Below are 18789 nucleotides of genomic sequence, written 5' to 3' on the forward strand. Positions count from 1 at the left end.
GCCCAGGGTAGGTCAGTCGGGGCGCCGGTCATCGGTCCGTCCGGCCGGCACGCCGCGCAGCGCGAGCGCCGCGCACCCGGCCACCAGCACGATCACCACCGCGCCGGTGCCCGCAGCCACGGCGACGCCCGCGGTGTAGGCGTCCGCGGCGTCGGCCAGCAGCGCCGCGCCGGCCGGACCCGGCAGCCGGGCCGCCGCCGCGGCGGCCCCCGCGACCGTCTCGACCTCCTGCGCGGGCACGAGCGCCGCCGCCGGGGAGGTGGACATCGCCGACCGGTAGCCGGTGGTGGCCGCGGTCCCCAGCACGGCGATGCCGAGCGCGCCGCCGAGCTCCATCGCGGTCTCCGACAGCCCGGCCGCCGCCCCGGCCCGCTGCGGCGGGGTACCGCTGAGCACCGTGGCGTTGGCCAGCGTGCCGACGACACCCGCACCGAAGGTGAGCGCGCTGTAGCCGGCGACGAAGGGCAGCAGGCCCGCCGCGGGTCGCACCGCGGTGAGCACGGCGAACCCGGCCGCGGCCACCAGCAACCCGGCGACCAGCAGCGCGCCCGGCCGGGCGCGGGCCAGCCGGCCCGCCGCCAGCGCCGCGCCGAGCCCGGTGCCGACCAGCGTCGGCAGCGCCCACAGCGCCGCGGCCAGCGGGCTCAACCCCAGCACGACCTGCAGGTAGGTGAAGGCCAGCAGACCCACCCCCGAAGCGGCGAAGGCGACCGCGGCGTTGGCGCCGACCGCCGCGGCCGGCGCGGGCGCGCGCAGCAGCGCCAGGTCGACCAGCGGGTTCTCGCGCCTGCGCACCAGCAGCGCGCCCGACGCCACACCGAGCGCGAGCGCACCGACCACCATCGGGTCGACCCCACCGTGGGCGGCGCGCTTGAGCGCGAACACCACGGCGAGCACCGCCCCGACCGCCAGCCCCGCACCCACCAGGTCGACGCCACCGGGGCGGGGGTGCCGCGATTCGGGCAGCACCGAGGGCCCCGCGACCAGCAGCACCACCATCACCGGCACGTTCACCAGGAACGCCGCGCCCCACCAGAGGTGCTCCAGCAGCACCCCGCCCACGATCGGACCGCCGACGGCCCCGCCGGTGAAGGCCACCGTCCACACCCCGACCGCGCGCCTGCGCTCGTCGGGGGCCTCGAACACCACCCGGACCAGCGAGAGCGTGGACGGCGCGAGCGTCGCGGCGGCCACGGCCAGCGCCACCCGCGCGGCGATGAACAGCGTCGGGTCCGGGGCCAGCGCCACGGCCACCGAGGCCGCGCCGAACAGCGCGGAGCCGACCAGCAGCAGCCGCCTGCGCCCCACGACGTCGCCGATCCCGCCCATCGCGACCAGCAGCCCGGCCAGCACGAAGCCGTAGACGTCCATCATCCACAACCACTCGGTGGCGCTGGGCGCGAGCGCGGCGGTGATGGCCGGCGCGGCGACGAACAGGATCGACAGGTCCATCGACACCAGCAGGGCGGGCAGCACCAGCAGCGCGAGCGCGGCGCGCGGGCGGCGGGTCGTCGTCACGGTCCTTGATTGTACGTACGTACAAATCGCTGGCAAGGACGTACGTCCGTCCCACCGCTAGGCTCGCCCGCGTGAGCCACCGCGACGACCTGCTGGCCGGGGCCCGGCGCTGCCTGGTCGAGAAGGGCTACCGCCGTACCACCGCCCGCGACATCGCCACCGCGTCGGGCGCGCACCTGGCCTCGATCGGCTACCACTTCGGCTCCAAGGACGGCCTCATGGCCACCGCGGTCATCGCGGCGACCGACGAGTGGGGCACCCGCCTGGAGCAGGCGGCCCGGGCGGCCGCGGCCGGGCGCGACGACCCGGCCGAGCGCCTCGTCGCGCTGCTCACCGAGCTGGTCGCCGCCCTGCCCGAGGCCCACGACCTGCACGTGGCCGGCGTCCAGGCGCTCGGCGAGGCGCCCTTCGACGCCGTGCTGCGCGAAGCGCTCGCCGCGGGCATGCGCGGCGGCCGCGAGGTGCTCGCCGAGCTGCTGCTCGGGCCGCGGGCGGCCGGGGCCACCCCGCAGGCCGTGCTGGCGCTGGGCGCGGCGGCCTACGCCCTGGTCACCGGGTTCATCGTGCAGGCGCTGGTCGAGCCCGACGCCCTACCGGACGCCCCGGCGCTGGCCGCGGCGGTTCGCCTGCTCGTCCCGGGCGCCGATCACCCCGCCGCGTGATCGGCGGGCCCGCGCTCACGCGTGCAGCACCGTCCCCTTGGTGATCTTGTCGACGGCGTTGCGCGGACCGTGCACGGCCAGCCCGACCAGGTCCAGCCCGGCCGTCGGCACGGCCCGCACGGCGGCCCGGTTCGCCTCGTCGTGGCCGGTGGCGAACAGCTCCGCGGTGAACACCGCCATCGGCAGCCCGCGGCGCAGCGCCCGCTCGTGCACCGCGGTGAGGACCTGCTTGTCCCCGCTGAGCACCAGCACCGGCTGGCGGAACATCGGCAGGTAGGCCACGCCGTCGGCGTCGGCGTAGGGCTCGCCGAGCAGCTCGGTGTTCGTGGCGATCCCGGAGGCCAGGAACGCGGTGACGTTGAGCCGCTGCCAGGGCTCCAGGTCGTCGCGCAACACGACGGCGATCTTGGTGTCGAAACGCACGGACCGAGTCTGGCCGGCCCCACCACGGCGTTCTTGTACGTTCGACGCATGCCCACCGCCGCGCCCGACGCGTCCCGGGCGGTGCTGCGGGCGTGGGCGCCGCCCGTGCCGGGCGTGACCGAGGTGTTCCACGCCCGGTTCACCGACCACGCCTACCCCGTGCACGCCCACGAGACCTGGACGCTGCTCGTGGTCGACGAGGGCGCGGTGCGCTACGACCTCGACCGCCGCGAGCACGGCGCCGTGCGGCCCGCGGTGACCGTGCTGCCCCCGCACGTCGCGCACACCGGCCGCGCCGCCACCCACCACGGCTTCCGCAAGCGGGTCGCCTACCTCGACGCCGAGGTCATCGCCCCGGACCTGGCCGGCGCCGCGGTCGCCACCCCGAGCCTGGACGACCCGCTGCTGCGCACCCGGGTCGACCAGCTGCACCGGGCGCTGGAGCGCCCCGGCGCCGAGCTGGAGGCCGAGACCAGGCTGGCCCTGATCGGCGAGCGGATCCGCGCCCACCTGCGCGCCGCGCCCCGCCCCGCCGACCCCGACGGGCTCGCCGACGACCTGCGCGACCTGCTCGACGCGAACCTGGCGAGCGGGGTGACCCTGCGCGAGGCCGCGCGGACCCTGCACGCCCACCCGGCCAGCCTGGTCCGCCACTTCGGCGCCGCGTTCGGGCTGCCCCCGCACCGCTACCTGACCGGGCGGCGGGTGGAGGCCGCGCGGCGCAGGCTGCTTGCCGGCGAACCGGCCGCCGCCGTCGCCGCCGCGGTCGGCTTCCACGACCAGGCCCACCTGCACCGCCACTTCACCCGCCTGGTCGGCACCACGCCCCGGGCCTTCACCCGCTCCGGCCCGCCGCGCCGACCGTCCTAGCCGACGGCGCCGGGACGTAGGTTGACGAGCGGGCCGGCTCGGCGAAGAACTCCACGGTGTGGGCCCGCTCGGCGGGCGGGCCGACCGGGCACAGCTGGAACTCGGTGGCCCCGGCGTCGGCGAAGCGGCGCGGCCCGCGCTCCAATCGCCGTCTGAGGCGGACCGGCCGGATCAGGGCCAGCCCGCGCCGGGGGCGGGTGCCGGGGCGGTCAGGATCCGGCCGGTCCGGTCGGCGACGGCGTCGTCGACCTGCTCGATGCCCCGCCACACCGCGGTCAGCAGGAACAGCGTGCGCCGGTCCGGTCCGCCGAGGGCGCAGGCGAAGCAGTCGTGCTCGGTCTCGATCCGCTCCAGCACCTGGCCGCCCTCGCGCAGCCGGATGCACACCCCGGCCGGGTCCTCGTCCCGGCCGGTGACCGACCGGACCTCCGCGGCCTGGGCCCAGACCGCGCCCTCGGCGTCGATGCAGATGCCGTCCGGCCCGATGCCGTCCGCCCACACCCTGCGGTTGGTCAAGCCGCCGTCGTCGGTGATGTCGAAGGCGGTCAGCCGGCCGGCGAAGGATTCGGCGACGATCAGGGTGGAGTTGTCCGGGGTGACCACCATGCCGTTGGGGAACTCGATGTCCTCGGCGACCGTGCGGGCCGCGCCGTCCGGGGTGACCAGGGCGATGATCCCCGGCTCCGGAGCGCCGCCGCCGAGGAAGTCGAACCCGGCGCCGTCGAGGTAGATGTTGCCCCGGCCGTCCACCACGATCTCGTTCCAGCCGTGGTCGGCCACCCCGGACAGGTCGGCGTGGCGGACCCGGCGACCGTCGGGCTCGTGGCGGGTCAGTTCCGGGCCGGTGGTCAGCAGCCGGCCGTCGGGCAGCCAGTCGATCGACCAGCCCAGGCCGGGCGGCCCGGGCGCGACGACCTCGCTGCGGCCGTCCAGGTCGACCGCCACCACCTCGCCGGCGCCCCAGTGCGCGAACCACAGCCGGTCTTCATGCCAGCGCGGGGACTCCACGTAGGCCAGCCCGTCCAGCAGGACCTGTGGCTTCTGGGGCATCGTCGGCTCCCTCCGGAACAGAACTGGACGGCACAGTACTCACTTTAGTACTGGGCCGTCCAGTACCATTCGACCGTGGACGTCGAGCTGGAGACCCGCACCACGCGCAAACGGCGCGCGATCGTCGAGGCGGCCACCGAGGCCTTCCTGCGCGAGGGCTACCGCGGCACCAGCATGGACGAGATCGCCGCCGTCGCCGGGGTCTCCAAGCAGACGGTCTACAAGCAGTTCACCGACAAGCAGCGGCTGTTCGTGGAGATCGTCACCGGGACCGTGGGGCAGGTCGCCGACCCGGTGCACGACGAGGTGCGCGACCTGCGCGAGACCGGTGACCTGGAAGCCGACCTGCGCGAGTTGGCCCGCCGCCAGCTCACCGCGGTCCTGCAACCGCGGGTGCTGCGGCTGCGCCGGCTGGTGATCACCGAGGCGGCCCGGTTCCCCGAACTCGGCCGCGCGTTCTTCGAGCAGGGCCCCGGACGCACCATCGACGCGCTCGCCGACACCTTCGCCCACCTCGGCGCGCGCGGACTGCTCGACATCACCGACGCGCACCTGGCCGCGCGGCAGTTCAATTGGTTGATCATGTCGGCCCCGGTGAACCGGGCCATGCTACTCGGTGAGGACCGCGCCCCGGACCCGGCCGACATCCAGCGCTGGGCCGGCGAGGGAGTGCGGACCTTCGTCGCCGCATACGGCCACCGCCGCTGACCGCCCGTGTGCGTGCAGTTCACGCGCACCGGATCGCCGGTCAGCGCGTCGCGGCCGGTGCCGACCTGACATCGGTCCAGGGCCCGCCGGCGATATGGGCGTTCTGTCGATAGTCGTCCCCCGACGGCGGCCTGGGTGGTCAGCGCCTGGGCGGCCAGCGCCCGCGGGTGCCGCGGCGTCGACGGCACCCCGCAGGCGCACTGCGCCGCCGTGCGCTCCGGGGAGCTCGACCTCGCGCTCGTCCGCGGCCCCGTCGGGGGACGGGGCCTGACGCCGTGCTCGCAACCGCCGATCCCGCCGCAGGCGCGCCCGCCCTCGCCAGGGCCGCGCTGGCCGAGACGGTGCTGCGCCTGCCCGAGCGGTCGAGCGACCCCGCCGCACGTCACCGTGCTCGCCGCCTGCCTCGCCACGGGCGTCAGTCCGCGCCTGGGCCGACCGGCGCGATCGGTCGAGGCCGCGGTCGTCGAGATCGGGGCGGGGGAGGGCGGGGTCACGATCGTGTACGGCACCCCGCCGCGTTGACCCGGCCGTCGCGCTACGCCCGCTCGACCGGCGCTGGACGTGCCCGGCCACCTCGTCGTCCCGGCCACCGGCACCCCCGGGCGCCCGGCCGCGCTCACCGCGGCGTTCGGCTGGGGAGCAGGGTGCCGGGTCGAGGAGCAGGATGAGCCGGTGACCTACCTCGCCGATGCCCACCGCTACGACGACGCCACCTTCCGCCGCTGCGGGCGCAGCGGCCTGGACCTACCCGCGATCTCACTGGGTCTGTGGCACAACTTCGGCGACGAGCAGCCCCTGCAGACCCAGCGCGCCATCCTGCGCCGCGCCTTCGACCGCGGGATCACCCACTTCGACCTGGCCAACAACTACGGCCCGCCCTACGGCAGCGCCGAGCGCAACTTCGGCACGATCTTCGCCCAGGACTTCCGCCCCCACCGCGACGAGCTGATCCTCTCGACCAAGGCCGGCTACGACATGTGGCCGGGCCCGTACGGGCAGGGCGGCGGCTCGCGCAAGTACCTGCTGGCCAGCCTGGACCAGTCGCTGGCCCGGATGGGCGTGGACTACGTCGACATCTTCTACAGCCACCGCTTCGACCCCGACACCCCGCTCGAGGAGACCATGGGGGCGCTGGACACCGCGGTGCGCTCCGGGCGCGCGCTCTACGCCGGCATCTCCTCCTACAGCGGCGAGCGCACCCGCGAGGCCGCGCGGATCCTGCGCGAGCTGGGCACCCCGCTGCTGATCCACCAGCCCTCCTACTCGATGCTCAACCGCTGGATCGAGCAGGACCTGCTCGACGCGCTCGGCGAGACCGGCGTGGGCTGCATCGCCTTCTCCCCGCTGGCCCAGGGCATGCTCACCGACAAGTACCTCGACGGCATCCCGGCCGGCTCCCGGGCCGCGAAGGACACCTCGCTCTCCCCGGACCTGCTCACCGACTCCGCGCTGGCCCACGTGCGCGCGCTCAACGACATGGCCCGCGGGCGCGGCCAGTCGCTCGCGCAGATGGCGCTGGCCTGGGCGCTGCGCGACCCGCGGGTGACCTCGGTGCTGATCGGGGCCAGCAGCGTCGCCCAGCTCGACGACAGCCTGGGCGCCCTGCAGAACCTCGAGTTCAGCGCCGACGAGCTCGACAGCATCGACAAGCACGCCGTGGACGCCGGGATCAACATCTGGTCCCGCTCCTCGGAGCACTGAGCCGCACACCGGCCCCGGCGGGGGGGGGGCCCCCCGGGGGGCGCCCCCCCCGGGGGGGCCCCCCGGGCCGGGGGGGCCCGGGGGGGGGGGGCGGGGGCCGGCCCCCCGGGGGGCCGGCACAGCCGGGTGGTCACACCGTGACGGGTCGGCCCTGGGCGTCGAGGCGGGTGTCCAGGCCCCACATCGGGAACAGCGTCTCCACGTCGAGGAACGAGTTCAGCCCGGTGATCCGGCCGTCGGTGATCTCCAGGACCTGCAGCGCCCAGGCGAACCAGCCCTCGCCCCCGGGGTCGCGCCGGTACTGCGCGAAGCCGGGCATCCCGTTGGCCGAGACCGGCACCAGCCGCGAGCCCTCGCACTCCGCGCCCCGCCCGAGCATCCAGGCCCGCACCTCCTCCGGGCCCCGCAGCCACAGCGGGTAGGGCGGCATGGACATCACGACGTCCTCGTGCAGCAGCGCGACCAGCGCGGCCATGTCGTAGCGCTGGAACGCGTCGGCGTACTTGGCCAGCAGCTCGGTGTGCGCCTCGTCCATCTCCTCGACCGCGCCCGGGGACTCCTCGATGTCGTTCTCCGCGAGCGTGGCCCGGGCCCGCTGCAGGGCGCTGTTGACCGAGGCCACCGAGGTGTCGAGCAACTCGGCGACCTCCGCGGCCCGCCACTGCAGCACCTCGCGCAGGATCAGCACCACCCGCTGGCGCGGCGGCAGGTGCTGCAGCGCGGCCACGAACGCCAGGCGCACGGACTCCCGCGACACCGCCACGTCGGCCGGATCGCCCGCGGTGGGCATGATGCGCTCGTCGGGCACGGGCTCGATCCAGGTGGTCTCGGGCAGCGGGGGCTTCAGGTCGCCGCCCGCCGAACCGACCGGACCCATGTCCATCGGCCGGGCGCGGCGGTTGCGGCTGTCGAGCATGGTCAGGCAGACGTTGGTGGCGATCCGGTAGAGCCACGAGCGCAGCGCCGACCGACCCTCGAACCGGTCGTAGCCCTTCCACGCCCGCACCATCGTGTCCTGCACGGCGTCCTCGGCGTCGGCCGAGGAACCCAGCATGCGGTAGCAGTACGCGGTGAGCTCGCGGCGGTACTGCTCCCAGGGCGCCTCGCCCGCGCTGGGCGGACCGCCGTCGGAGGGCAGCCGGGCATCGTCCGCCGTGGCCAGACCAGTCATCAACGTCTCCTTCCGCCGCGCTCGATCCGAACCGGACACATCGAACCGAACCTCCGCCGCCGAGGGTAGGGGCATCCACCGACAGTTTGCGCGCACGGGACGCCCCGGCCACCTCGACGCCTGATCCGGGGCGCCTGTCCGGGGCGCCGCCCACCCCCGCTCGGGTACCGTCGTCGGCGAGGGGAGGGGACGCCGTGGGGGACGCGCTGCTCGCACCGCTGGCGTTCCTGCTCGCCCTGCTGGGCCCCACCACGACCGAACCGTCCGTGCTGCTCGGGCTGACCGCCGTCCTGCTGGCCGCCCTGCTGGCCGCCCGCGCCGCGCCACCGCCCGCCACGCACACCCCCGCGGTCGCCGTGCGCGCCCGCCGCCGCGCCCTCGACCAGGGCCCGCCGCCGCGCCAGCACGACCCCGACGCGGCCGGCCACGCCCGCCCCCGAGCGCCGTCACCCGCCTTCGCGGCGGTCTGAGCGCACCCGCTCCACCCGGCACTCCCGACCGTCGCCGACGCCCCGTCCCGGCCCTCGGTCACCTCAGGAGTCCCCGCATGCTCGATCCGCTGTACTACGCCGTGTCCGCGCCCCTGTGGCTGTGGCACCAGCTCTTCGCCGCCGTCCTCGGCCCCTCCAGCGGGCCGGCCTGGGCGCTGTCGGTGGTGTTCCTCGTGCTCACCGTCCGGGCCCTGATGATCAGGCTCTTCCTCGCCCAGGTCCGCTCCGGGCGCGCCATGGCCGCCATCGCCCCGCAGCTGGCCGAGCTGCGCCGCCGCCACCGCGACGACCCCGCCCGCCTGCTGGCCCGCACGCGCGCGTTGCAGGCCGAGCACGGCGTGAGCACCGGTCGCGCGCTGCTGCCCGCGCTCCTGCAGGCCCCGGTCTTCCTCGGCGTGCTGCACGTGCTCAACGGCTTCAACCGGCCCGGCCTGTCGTTCGCCGAGAACGCGGCCATCGCCAACTACGCCTTCGGCCCGGCCGAGGTCCGCTCCTTCCTCGAGGCCCGGCTGTTCGGCTCGCCGCTGTCGGCCTACCTGGCCATGCCCCAGGAGCTGCTCGACTCCTTCGGCGCGCCGGTGGCCCGCCTCGACGTCGTCCTCGTCGCCGTCCCGCTGCTGCTGCTCTCCGCCCTGGCCACCCACCTCACCGCCCGGGCCACCCTGCGCCGCCAACCGCCGGTCGGACCCACCGCCGCCGTCGCCCGCGCCCTGCCGTGGGTGTTCCCGCTCGGGGTCGTCGTCGGCGGGGTGCTGCTGCCGTTCCCGGTGGCGATCGGCGTGTACTGGCTGACCACCAACGCCTGGACCCTCGTCCAGCAGCACCTCGCGCACCGCGCGCTCGACCGGACACCCCCACCGGCTCCGCACCGCGCGCCCGTCGCCGCGCCGCGGCCCGGGGCCAAGCCGGTGCGCCGCCGACCGGGCCGCTGAGCCCTCCTAGAGTGTCCCGGTGCCGATGACCGCCAAGTACGCCACCACCTGCGGCGTCTGCTCGTCCCGCATCCAGCCCGGCGAGGAGATCGCCCGGTCGGGCCAGACCTGGGCGCACACCGCCTGCGCCGCGGAGTCCCCGCAGCAGCCCGCCGCCGCACCGGGCGCCGCCAAGACGACCAAGACCGCCGCGAAGCCCGCCAGGGCGGCGCGCGCGCCCCGGCCCGACATGCCCGCCGCCGAGGGCGCCCTGCAGGTCTGGACCGACGGCGCCTGCTCGGGCAACCCCGGTCCCGGCGGCTGGGCGTGGGCCACCGAGGACGGCAGGCAGGGCAGCGGGGCCGAGGCCGCCACCACCAACCAGCGCATGGAGATCCGCGCCGCGCTGGAGGCCGTGCGCGCCCTGGAGGGCCCGCTGGTGGTCGTCAGCGACTCCACCTACGTCGTCAACTGCTTCCGCGACGAGTGGTGGAAGGGCTGGATGGCCCGCGGCTGGCTGACCAGCGGCAAGAAGCCGGTGGTCAGCCGCGACCTGTGGGAGCCGCTGATCACGCTGGTGAACGAGCGCGGCGACGTGTCCTTCCGCTGGGTGAAGGGCCATTCCGGGGACAAGATGAACGACCTGGTCGACGCGCTCGCGGTGGAGCAGTCGCTGTCGGTGGCCACCTGAGCCGACCCGCGGGCCGCCCGGGTCAGGCCAGCAGGTCGACGACCACGGCGGCGGCGTCCGCGAGCAGGGCGTCGTCGTGCTCGGCGGCGGGGGAGGACCTGCTCGACAGCACCGCGACCACCAGCGGCTCACCGGCCGGCGACCAGGCGACCGCGACGTCGTTGGCCGTGGCGTACCCACCGGTGCCGGTCTTGTCGCCGACCGTCCAGCCCGCCGGCACGGCGGCCCGGATGCGGTCTTCGCCGGTCGTGGTGGCCACCATCCACTCCCGCAGCTGCTCACGCTCCGTGACCCCGAGGACGTCGCCGAGCACCAGCGACCGGTAACCGGCGGCGATCGCCGCCGGGGTCGTGGTGTCGCGGTCGTCGCCGGGGATCGCCGAGTTCAGCTCGGTCTCGCGGCGGTCGAGGCGGGTGACGGGATCGCCGATGGTCCGGGCGAACGCGGTCAGCGCCGGAGGACCGCCGAGCTGGTCGAGCAGCAGGTTCCCGGCCGTGTTGTCACTCTGTGTCATGGCCGCTTCGCAGAGCCGCAGGGGAGTGAGGCCGGTGTCGACGTGCTGCTCGGTGACCGGCGAGTAGGTGACCAGGTCGGCGGCGGTGTAGCGGACGGGCGTCGTCCAGAACGGGTCGGTCATCGGGTGCGCCGCCAGCAGCGCGCCCGCCGCGTACACCTTGAACGTCGAGCAGAGCGCGAAGCGCTCGTCGACGCGGTGGCCGACCGAGCGCCCCGAGGTGACGTGCACGGCGGACACACCGAGCCGGGCGTCGTACCGGCGTTCCAGCTCGGCGAAGCGCGGGTCGTCGAGCACCGGCTCGGAGACGTCCGCCGGAACGGGTGCGGGTGACGACGCGGAAGGCCCACCGGAGGGCTCGGCGGCGCACCCACCGACCAGTGGAGCGGCCAGGAGCGCGCCCAGGGTGAGGCGGAGGACCTGCCGCCGATCCACTCGTACTGTCATAACGTCGATTATCGGCTTTCAAGTCTCGGGCGTTCCGCAGGTCAGACATACCTTAAGCGCCCGATGTCCGAGATCGGCGGCGGCAGTCACCTCCTGATGGACCCGCGCCGGGAACGCCGGTGTCGCTCGGTGCTCTGACCCCCCGCGAGCGGGACGTGCTGATGGAACTGGCGCATGCGCGCTCGAACGCCGAGATCGCCGCGCGCCTGCACATCTCCGAGGCGACCGTGAAGGTCCACGTGGGGCGCGTGCTCGGCAAGCTCGATCTGCGCGACCGGGCGCGGGCGGTGGTCTTCGGCTACGAGAACGGGCTGATCCGGCCGGGAGTCGGGCGCTAGCGCGGGCCTCCGCGACTGTGCGGTCCAGGCACCGGTACGGGTGAAGGTGGCGTGCGTGACACCGCTCTCACCTCGGTGGGGCGCCGCCGTGCGTCTCGGGCGGCGCGCCGTCCTGGCCTGTCTTGTGCCGGCTGGTGATCTCGGTGAGCCGCTCCCATGCCGGCGACGACTCGGCCGGCGAGGTGGAGACGAACCGGCTGAGCATCGGGTCGGGCAGCGCGTCCTCCGGACCCGCGCGGTGCCGGGTGGCCAGCCAGCGCCGGGTGCGCTCGGCGAGGTCGGCCAGCCGCGGGTCGTCGGGGGACCAGTCGAAGGCGGCGTCGAAGTCGAGGTAGAGCGCGCGGAACTCGGGGTCGTCGATGGCGTCGAGCTTGTCGGCTGTCCAGCTGGCCGCCTGCTCCGGGGCGATCGACTGGAGCAGGATCCAGCGGTCGCGCTCCATCTGCACGGCGCGCCTGCTCACGCCGAGCGCGAGCAGCCGGTCGAGCAGCTCGGCGACCTCGGCCGAGACGAACAGCCGGTCCCCGGTCCGCAGCTGGGCGACCCGCTCGCGGGCGCGGGCGATGTCGACGGCCCGCTGCTGCAGGGCGCGGTCGATCTCGGCGATGGCGTCGGCGAACCGGTCGGGGTCGGCGGCCAGCAGCTCCTCGATCCGCGCCAGCGGCACGCCGGCCGCCGCCAGCGTCCTGATCTTGACCAGGTGGACGGCGTGCTCGGCGTCGTAGCGCCGGTAGCCCGCGGCGTCCCGCGGGGGCTCGGGGAGCAGCCCGCGCTCGTGGTAGTGGCGGACGGCCTTGGTGGTCACGCCGGCGAAGGCGGCGAGCTGGCCGATGGTCATCACGTTCGGCCTCCCGGGTCGCCTGCGCGGACGCGGGTGTGGGTGCGGCCGGCGAGCTCGGCCGCGACGACCGCGCCGTGCTCGTCGCGCTGGAAGTATCCGCGCAGCCCCACCATCGCGCCGTCGGTGATGACGAACTCCCCGCCGGGGCCGGGCAGCAGACCCAGGCCGGCCGGCGGCACGTCCGCGGGCAGGTCGACCTCGGAGGCGGCCCGGACCTCCGGCTTGAGGTACGCCGCGGCCGTCAGCCCGGTGCCGGTGTCGACGACGTCCAGGACCAGGATGTCGGTCGCGTACCGGCCGACGACCTCCCGGGCGCCGGCCCCGTCGTAGGGCAGGGGCTCCGGGTCCCGCTCGACCAGCCCGAGGTGGTGGTCGAGCACCCGGCGCACGACGGCGCGGTTGGCGGGGATGCCACCGGGGTTGCCGTTGACCAGCGAGACGACGGCGAAGTCCCGCTCGGGCACCAGGATCAGCTCGGCGAACTGGCCGTTGGCCGATCCGCCGTGGCCAACGGTGCGGACGCCGTCGACATCGCGGAGGAACCAGCACAGGCCGAACGCGTCGCCGAGCGAACTGCCGCGCAGCTCGACGGTGGGTTCCCGCATCCGCCGCAGCATCGCCGCGGCCAGGATCGGCGCACCGTCGCCGAGGTGGAACCGGGCCCAGCGCAGCTGGTCGGCCGCCGAGGAGACCAGCCCGCCGCCCGGGCCGTTGGCCCGCGTGTCGGTCAACGGCCGGACGACCGCGGTCCCTTCGTGACCCACCGTGTGACGGCGGGTCAGGACATCGGCGGGCCGGTAGTAGCTGTGGGCCAGGCCCAGCGGCTCGAACAGCAGCTCGGCGACGGCGCGCTCGTAGGTCAGCCCGGTCACGACCTCGATGACGCGGCCCAGCAGGTTGTAGCCCTCCTGGCTGTAGGACGCCCGGGTGCCCGGTGGGGCGATCAGCTCCAACTCACCCATCCGCGCCACGTGGGCGGCCAGGGCGTCGTCCCCGTCGCCGGTGTCCGCGTTCAGCCGCCACCCCAGGCCCGCGGTGTGGTTGAGCAGCTGCAGGACGGTGATGGTGGCGGCCGCGCGCTCGTCGGCGAGCACGAGCTCCGGCACGTGGCGCCGCACCGGCGCGTCCAGCTCGAGCCTGCCCTCCACGACCAGGCGCAGCACGGCCGTCGCCGTCGCCGTCTTGGACACCGAGCCGAGCGCGAACATCGTGTCCGGGGTGACGGGCAGCGGATCCTCGACGCTGGTCACGCCGTGGCAGGCGAACACCTCCTGCCCGTCCGCCCACACCCCGACGGCGAGGCCGGGTACGCCGTGCTCGATCGCCGTCGCCTCGACGAACTCCGCCAACACCTGCTCGTTCGTGGTCATGGCGGCCATGCTCGGGGCTTGCCCCAGGGGCAAGGTCAAGCCGGCGACGGTGTCGGTCCGCGCGGGCACCCGCCCGCCGCTCAGCGCAGCAGCGCGCCGACGAGGCCCGCCGCCGCGACAGTCGCGCACATGCCCAGCGCGAGCAGCACGACCGTGGTCCGGGACCGACCGCTGGTCGCACCCGTGCGCGGGTCGCGGATCCGGTTGACCGGGACGGACGCCCAGACGCCGACGGTCAGCAGCGTGCCCACCACGATCAGCCACCAGCTGGGCAGGTCGAGGACCGGCAGCCGCTGGTCCATCGCGAGCCCGGTGGCCCCCCACGCCAGGGCGACCCCGCCGAGGCCGCTGGGGACGCCGGCGGCCGCGGCCGTCCACCAGCGCCTGCGCGCCGGCGCCCCTGCCCACTGCTGGGCGTACTCCTTGGGGTCACCGAACGCCTCGCGCAGCGGCTCCCCGCTCTGCGCGGAGTGCGCCTCGGCCTCGGCCAGGATCTCCCCGATCTGCTCGCCGGGCACGTACCGGAGCTGCAGGTGAACGGCGAGCTCCTCCAGGTAGCGCCGGTCGGCCTTGCTGAGGGTGTCCGTCACCGGTCCTCCTCCTCGGGTCGGGCGGCCAGTACGTCGGCCACCGCTGCCGTCCACTGCTGCCAGCGCGCCCGCCGCACGGCCAGCTCGCGCCGGCCCTCGTCGGTCGCGCTCACCACCTTCCGGCCCGGCCCGCCGTCACCGGGAGCCCAGTGGCTGGCCAGCAGCCCCTGATCCTCCAGCCGGCCCAGCACCGGGTACAGCGTGCCGCCCTTGACCTCGCCCAGCCCCGCGGCCTGCAGCCGCTTGGCCACGTCGTAGCCGTGGGTGGGGCCGTGCGCGCAGACCAGAGCGAGCGCGCTGAGCTCCAGTGCGGCCCGGGTCCACGTCGTGGGCCAGGTGGGATCGTCAGTGGCGAGCACGACTAGACGGTATCGCCTACTAGTCAGCGAGGCAAGCTAGTCGGCGACTCGCGGTCAGGCGGTCGAGCGGGTGAACGTGAGGTGCGTGACGCCACTCGGGAGGAGATTGCCTCGACCCGGTGGCCCTTCTCCAGACCCTCCAGCCCGTCCCAGAGCCGCACTCCCCGACCGAGCAGGATCGGGACCACCACCACGTGCAGGGAGTCGACGAGTCCGGCGGCGAGGAAGTCGCGGATGACGTTGGGTCCGTTGGGCGGTCACTGGACCTACGTGGAGGAGGCGGCTCGTGGGTCCGCCGAGCGCGAGGCGATCGCCCGCGCGGTGCTCGCAGGCGAGCGCTGAGGGTCGGCCCGCTCACGCGGCCTCGCGCCGCGCCCGCACCATCGCCGGCGTCGCGAAGGCGGAGTACCGCGGCGCCCACCGCGCCAGCGCCCGGCGGCCCGGTCGACCGGGTGCGACGGCCGGTCGAGCGCCCACGGGTCGAGCCCGGCCACCTCCGGCGAGGACCACGGCGCCAGCTCCGCGTCGGCGACGAGCAGGTGGCAGTCCCCAGCCCCTCGTGGTCCCCGACCGCGGCGAACGCGCCGTGCGCCCACCCGAGCTGATCCCCGGCGGCGTCGGGTAGCCCGCCCATCCGCAGCAGGTCGGCCGCGACCAACCGCACCCGCGGATCAGCGGCGTCGAACCGCCCGAACAGGTCCGCGACCAGGCGCCGGGCCTGCACCGCGCCCCGGTCCGCCCCGACCCGGGTGGATCCGATGACCAGGAACCGGTAGCCGGCGGCCTGCACCGCCAGGTCGGGCGCGGCGAAGACCTCCGCCAGCTAACCAGCAACCCGCGTACCCGCAGGCCCGAGCCCGATCCGCGGCGGTGATCACGGCGGTACTCCGCCACCGCAGCCGCGCGGTCAGGCGGGCAGCTGGCCCCGCGCGGCCTCGGCGAGGGCCGCCTGCGCCACCCGCGGCACGTGCACGACCCCGGCCCGGTCGAGCCTGGCGAGCTCGGAGCGGGCGCGGGCGTAGGCGACGAGGCGCTCGGGCTCGCTGTCGGAGTCGCGGGCCGTGGTGAGCAGCTTGATCACGCGTTCGACGGTGCTCCGCTCGGCCGGCGGCAGACCGGACAGCCGGATCCGCTCCGCGGCCTCGCGCGCCGCGGTCCAGGTGCGCTCGGCGCGGTCGGCGGCCTCGACGAACCGGCGGGCGTGCTCGACGCCGGGGTAGCGGTCGGTGGCCAACGACTGGGCGTCGGCGAAGGCGTCGACGAACCGGGCGGTGCTGGGGACGGAGGTGTCGGTGAGCGCCGGTGTGCGCAGCACCTGCACCGGGTCGCACTCGAAGGCGGCGTACTCGCCGCGCAGGTGGGCGAACCGCTCCGCGGCGCCCGGCCAGCTCGGGTCGCTCCGCTGGCCGACGGTCGTGGACGGCGGCGCCGGTCGCGCGCCGGGGCTGAGGGCGGCGGTCGGTGCGCGGGGTCCGGGTCGGGTGCGATCCTCCGGCCGGGCCACCCGGACCGTGGTCGTCGTCGGGTCCTCGTCGTCCGCGAGCTCCCCCGGGCGCGCCGACCCCACGCGGCCCAGGTAGAGCGCGAGGAAGACGAGGGCCAGGGCGAGGCCCGCCGCTGGCAGGGCGAGCCACCCGACGGGGAACGAGCCCGGCACCGCCGCGATGACCAGGGAGGGGACGAGGAAACCCCCGATCCCGGTCAGGAGTGTCGCCACCAGCAGGAGGGACGCCCGGTGGTCATCACCCGGCGACAACGGGCCGCTCGCGCGAACCGCGGCGGGGACGGACTCCCGGATCCCGTCGGGCGGCGGGTCGGGGTGCGGGGGAATGGCCATGCGATCGTCCTCAGCCCGGAAGCTGCCCGCGGGCGACGGCGTCGAGGGCGGCTCGCGTGTTCCGGGGTACGTGCACGACGCCGGTGCGGTCGAGCCGGTCGAGCTCGGTGCGGGCGCGGGCGTAGGCGGCGAGGCGCTCGGGCTCGTTGTCGGAGTCGCGGGCGGTGGTGAGCAGCTTGACCACGCGTTCGATGGTGCCGCGCTCGGTCGGGGTGAGGCCGGAGAACCGGATCCGCTCGGCCGCGTCGCGGGCCGCGGTCCAGGTGCGCTCGGCGTGGTCGGCGGCGGCGGCGAACCGGCGGGCGTGGTCGACGCCGGGGTACCGGTCGGTGGCGAGGGACTGGGCGTCGGCGAAGGCGTCGATGAAGCGGGCGGTGCTGGGGACGGACGCGTCGACGAGCGCGGGCAGGCGCAGGACCTGCAGGGGGTCGGTCTCGAAGGCGGCGTACTCGGCGCGCACGCGGGCGAAGCGGTCCGCCGCCGTGGCCCAGCCCTGGTCGCCCGGGCCGGTGGGGTCGGTCCCGTGGCCGGACGTCGCCGGCCGGGAGACCGGCCGCGCGATAACCTCGGCCGCAGTGCCCTCTTCCTCTTCCTCCTCTTCTTTCTGCTCCTCGCCGCGGATCAGGACCCGAACCCGGCTCGGTGCGGTGCTGGTGGTCGCGGCCTGCAGCGCCCGCACGCGGCGCTGGTACCGCGAGATGGTGAGCACCACGAGGGGTGCGGACAGCACGAGGGGGACGACCGGGGCCCAGCCGCGGCCCCCCGACGCGAGGACGACCAGGGTGCCGATGATCGCCGCGGCGATCAGCACGCCGATCAGGAGCCCCAGGTGGAACGTCCGCCCGTCCCACTCGGACGGGTGCGTGGCGTGCTTCGGGATGCCCTCGGTGAACGCCTCCGGCCGCGCCGGGATCCGATGCGTCGGGCGGCGAACGGCGCGCTCGGGCACCCGGTCCGGGTCCAAGGTGGGCGCCACTGCTCATTCGTACTACATCGGTGACGCGCCGTAGTACCGCAATCCTACGGATGACCCCGCGCGTCCCGGGTTCGGTGGCGCACCACGCGCTCGCCGAGCAGCGACGGCGGGTTCAGCGGACCAGCCGGGGCTTCGTCAATGATCGCTTCGACTCGCGCCTGCGGTGGGGTCGAGATCAGCTGCAGTGCGATCCCGCGTGCGGCGAGCGGGAGGCCGATCGGGCATCAGGACTGCCCACACATCGGGACGAGCATGTACCGGACTTTACGAGGTCTGCCGTCGAGGGCCGCGGCGACGGCGTCGGTCTCTCCTGGGCTCCACCTGGACAGATCGGTGGCCAACTGATACTTGTGTGTCGACCAATAAGTATCTGAGAGGTGGCCTCGTGTCCCGCACTCCACTCGTCCTCGTCCACGGCAACCCCGAGTCCGCGGCCATCTGGGGACCGCTCATCGGGGAGCTCGACCGGGCCGACGCGGTCGTCCTGTCCCCGCCCGGGTTCGGCGTCCCTGCGCCCCGCGGCTTCGACTCGTCGGCCACGACCTATCGAGACTGGCTGGCGTCTCAGCTCGAGCTGTTCCGCGCTCCGGTCGACCTGGTCGGTCACGACTGGGGCGGGATCCACGTCGCGGCGCTGGCCATGACCCGTCCGGATCTGATCCGCAGTTGGGCCTCCGACGCCCTCGGCGTGTTCGCGCCCGACTACCTCTGGCATCCGCGGGCACAGGTGTGGCAGCAGGAGGGCCCAGGGGAAGCGTCGGTGCAGCAGTTGTGGGGAGGCGATCTGGAGCAGCGACTCGCGGTGACGTCGGCCCTCGGTATGACCGGGCGCATGGCCGAGCGGGTCGCGGCAGGCATGGATCCCGAGATGGGTCGCGCCGTCCTCAAGCTGTTGCGGTCGGCACGACAGCCGGCGATGGCCGAAGCGGGACGGCTCCTGCCGAGCGCCGCACAACGTCCGGGGCTCGCCCTCATCGCCGTGGACGACTTCGAGAGAGCCAGCGGGACGGTGGTGCAGCACGAGTGGGCAGCGCGCCGATCGGGCGCGAGGATGGCGCATCTGGAGGGCGTGGGCCACTGGTGGCCGGAGGAGACGCCGGCGCCGGTCGCTGAGGCTCTGACGGACTTCTGGGCAGGGCTGCCGGATCCGGAAAGGGCTCCTGCGACCGCCTCCCGGGGGTGACGTCCGCATACCCACGGCCCGCGAACCAGACAAGCGCTACAGGGACAGCTGCAGCGACAAAGGCATCTCGGCGTCGTCTACATCGCGCTGCTGCCACCGCTCGACCAGCCCTGGCGGCACCTCGCCGCGGCACAGCCG

Annotated in this window: 21 protein-coding genes; 9 read left to right on the forward strand and 12 right to left on the reverse strand. The window is 75.1% G+C overall.

Annotated elements, in window-relative coordinates; genetic code table 11:
- Positions 1-12: 12 nt before the first annotated feature.
- Positions 13-1518, reverse strand: a complete 1506-nt coding sequence (locus KDL28_RS25850; RefSeq protein WP_252442415.1) for an MFS transporter — start codon at positions 1516-1518, stop codon at positions 13-15.
- A 71-nt stretch (positions 1519-1589) separates the two neighbouring features.
- Here KDL28_RS25850 and KDL28_RS25855 point away from each other — a divergent pair, with 71 nt between their 5' ends.
- Positions 1590-2180 (forward strand): TetR/AcrR family transcriptional regulator, encoded by a 591-nt coding sequence (locus KDL28_RS25855; RefSeq protein WP_252442417.1) that lies wholly within the window; start codon positions 1590-1592, stop codon positions 2178-2180.
- Positions 2181-2195: 15 nt separating this feature from the next.
- On the opposite strand, the gene KDL28_RS25860 is transcribed toward KDL28_RS25855, so the two are convergent.
- The gene (locus KDL28_RS25860; protein ID WP_252442419.1) at positions 2196-2603 is read right to left on the reverse strand and encodes a DUF2000 family protein; all 408 of its coding nucleotides are present in this window, start codon (positions 2601-2603) and stop codon (positions 2196-2198) included.
- Positions 2604-2651: 48 nt separating this feature from the next.
- On the opposite strand from KDL28_RS25860, the gene KDL28_RS25865 reads away from it, so the two are divergent.
- Positions 2652-3473: an AraC family transcriptional regulator gene (locus tag KDL28_RS25865; RefSeq protein WP_252442421.1), complete on the forward strand. Its 822-nt coding sequence runs from the start codon at positions 2652-2654 to the stop codon at positions 3471-3473.
- A gap of 171 nt (positions 3474-3644) precedes the next feature.
- Here KDL28_RS25865 and KDL28_RS25870 read toward each other — a convergent pair whose 3' ends face one another.
- Complete coding sequence (locus tag KDL28_RS25870) at positions 3645-4523, reverse strand: SMP-30/gluconolactonase/LRE family protein (protein ID WP_252442423.1); 879 nt, start codon at positions 4521-4523, stop codon at positions 3645-3647.
- 75 nt (positions 4524-4598) lie between these two features.
- On the opposite strand from KDL28_RS25870, the gene KDL28_RS25875 reads away from it, so the two are divergent.
- On the forward strand, positions 4599-5231 hold the full coding sequence (locus KDL28_RS25875) for a TetR/AcrR family transcriptional regulator (protein WP_252442425.1): 633 nt from the start codon (positions 4599-4601) through the stop codon (positions 5229-5231).
- A gap of 672 nt (positions 5232-5903) precedes the next feature.
- On the forward strand, positions 5904-6932 hold the full coding sequence (gene mgrA, locus KDL28_RS25880; RefSeq protein WP_252442477.1) for an L-glyceraldehyde 3-phosphate reductase: 1029 nt from the start codon (positions 5904-5906) through the stop codon (positions 6930-6932).
- 130 nt (positions 6933-7062) lie between these two features.
- Here mgrA and KDL28_RS25885 read toward each other — a convergent pair whose 3' ends face one another.
- Positions 7063-8103 carry a sigma-70 family RNA polymerase sigma factor gene (locus KDL28_RS25885; RefSeq protein ID WP_252442427.1) on the reverse strand — a complete coding sequence of 347 codons (1041 nt, stop codon included), beginning with the start codon at positions 8101-8103 and terminating at the stop codon, positions 7063-7065.
- Between the two features lie 194 nt (positions 8104-8297).
- On the opposite strand from KDL28_RS25885, the gene KDL28_RS25890 reads away from it, so the two are divergent.
- From KDL28_RS25890 to KDL28_RS25900, 3 genes are all read left to right on the forward strand, one after another.
- On the forward strand, positions 8298-8573 hold the full coding sequence (locus tag KDL28_RS25890) for a hypothetical protein (RefSeq protein ID WP_252442429.1): 276 nt from the start codon (positions 8298-8300) through the stop codon (positions 8571-8573).
- A 77-nt stretch (positions 8574-8650) separates the two neighbouring features.
- Positions 8651-9526 carry a membrane protein insertase YidC gene (gene yidC / locus KDL28_RS25895; RefSeq protein WP_252442431.1) on the forward strand — a complete coding sequence of 292 codons (876 nt, stop codon included), beginning with the start codon at positions 8651-8653 and terminating at the stop codon, positions 9524-9526.
- A 25-nt stretch (positions 9527-9551) separates the two neighbouring features.
- Complete coding sequence (locus KDL28_RS25900; RefSeq protein ID WP_252442479.1) at positions 9552-10196, forward strand: ribonuclease H family protein; 645 nt, start codon at positions 9552-9554, stop codon at positions 10194-10196.
- Between the two features lie 22 nt (positions 10197-10218).
- Here the strand turns inward: KDL28_RS25900 and bla are convergent, their stop codons facing one another.
- Positions 10219-11157, reverse strand: coding sequence for a class A beta-lactamase (bla, locus tag KDL28_RS25905; RefSeq protein WP_256502732.1), 939 nt, complete (start codon positions 11155-11157; stop codon positions 10219-10221).
- Between the two features lie 119 nt (positions 11158-11276).
- Between bla and KDL28_RS25910 the strand changes: the two genes are divergently transcribed.
- Positions 11277-11495 carry a response regulator transcription factor gene (locus KDL28_RS25910; RefSeq protein ID WP_372497071.1) on the forward strand — a complete coding sequence of 73 codons (219 nt, stop codon included), beginning with the start codon at positions 11277-11279 and terminating at the stop codon, positions 11493-11495.
- Positions 11496-11562: 67 nt separating this feature from the next.
- Here KDL28_RS25910 and KDL28_RS25915 read toward each other — a convergent pair whose 3' ends face one another.
- From KDL28_RS25915 to KDL28_RS25945, 7 genes are all read right to left on the reverse strand, one after another.
- Positions 11563-12333, reverse strand: a complete 771-nt coding sequence (locus tag KDL28_RS25915; protein ID WP_252442435.1) for a MerR family transcriptional regulator — start codon at positions 12331-12333, stop codon at positions 11563-11565.
- The gene (locus tag KDL28_RS25920) at positions 12333-13706 is read right to left on the reverse strand and encodes a serine hydrolase domain-containing protein (RefSeq protein WP_252442437.1); all 1374 of its coding nucleotides are present in this window, start codon (positions 13704-13706) and stop codon (positions 12333-12335) included. The genes KDL28_RS25915 and KDL28_RS25920 overlap by 1 nt, the downstream gene beginning before the upstream one ends.
- Before the next feature lie 80 nt (positions 13707-13786).
- On the reverse strand, positions 13787-14296 hold the full coding sequence (locus KDL28_RS25925) for an HAAS signaling domain-containing protein (protein WP_252442439.1): 510 nt from the start codon (positions 14294-14296) through the stop codon (positions 13787-13789).
- Entirely contained in the window at positions 14293-14655 is a 363-nt protein-coding gene (locus KDL28_RS25930; protein ID WP_252442441.1) for a PadR family transcriptional regulator, read from the reverse strand. The genes KDL28_RS25925 and KDL28_RS25930 overlap by 4 nt, the downstream gene beginning before the upstream one ends.
- 23 nt (positions 14656-14678) lie before the next feature.
- Positions 14679-14849: a hypothetical protein gene (locus KDL28_RS25935; RefSeq protein WP_308216063.1), complete on the reverse strand. Its 171-nt coding sequence runs from the start codon at positions 14847-14849 to the stop codon at positions 14679-14681.
- 713 nt (positions 14850-15562) lie between these two features.
- Positions 15563-16492 carry a hypothetical protein gene (locus tag KDL28_RS25940; RefSeq protein WP_252442443.1) on the reverse strand — a complete coding sequence of 310 codons (930 nt, stop codon included), beginning with the start codon at positions 16490-16492 and terminating at the stop codon, positions 15563-15565.
- A gap of 10 nt (positions 16493-16502) precedes the next feature.
- Positions 16503-17468 carry a hypothetical protein gene (locus KDL28_RS25945; RefSeq protein ID WP_252442445.1) on the reverse strand — a complete coding sequence of 322 codons (966 nt, stop codon included), beginning with the start codon at positions 17466-17468 and terminating at the stop codon, positions 16503-16505.
- A 385-nt stretch (positions 17469-17853) separates the two neighbouring features.
- On the opposite strand from KDL28_RS25945, the gene KDL28_RS25950 reads away from it, so the two are divergent.
- Entirely contained in the window at positions 17854-18651 is a 798-nt protein-coding gene (locus KDL28_RS25950; protein WP_252442447.1) for an alpha/beta fold hydrolase, read from the forward strand.
- The last annotated feature ends 138 nt before the right edge of the window (positions 18652-18789 follow it).

The sequence above is a fragment of the Pseudonocardia humida genome (assembly GCF_023898865.1).
GTDB classification, from domain to species: domain Bacteria; phylum Actinomycetota; class Actinomycetes; order Mycobacteriales; family Pseudonocardiaceae; genus Pseudonocardia; species Pseudonocardia humida.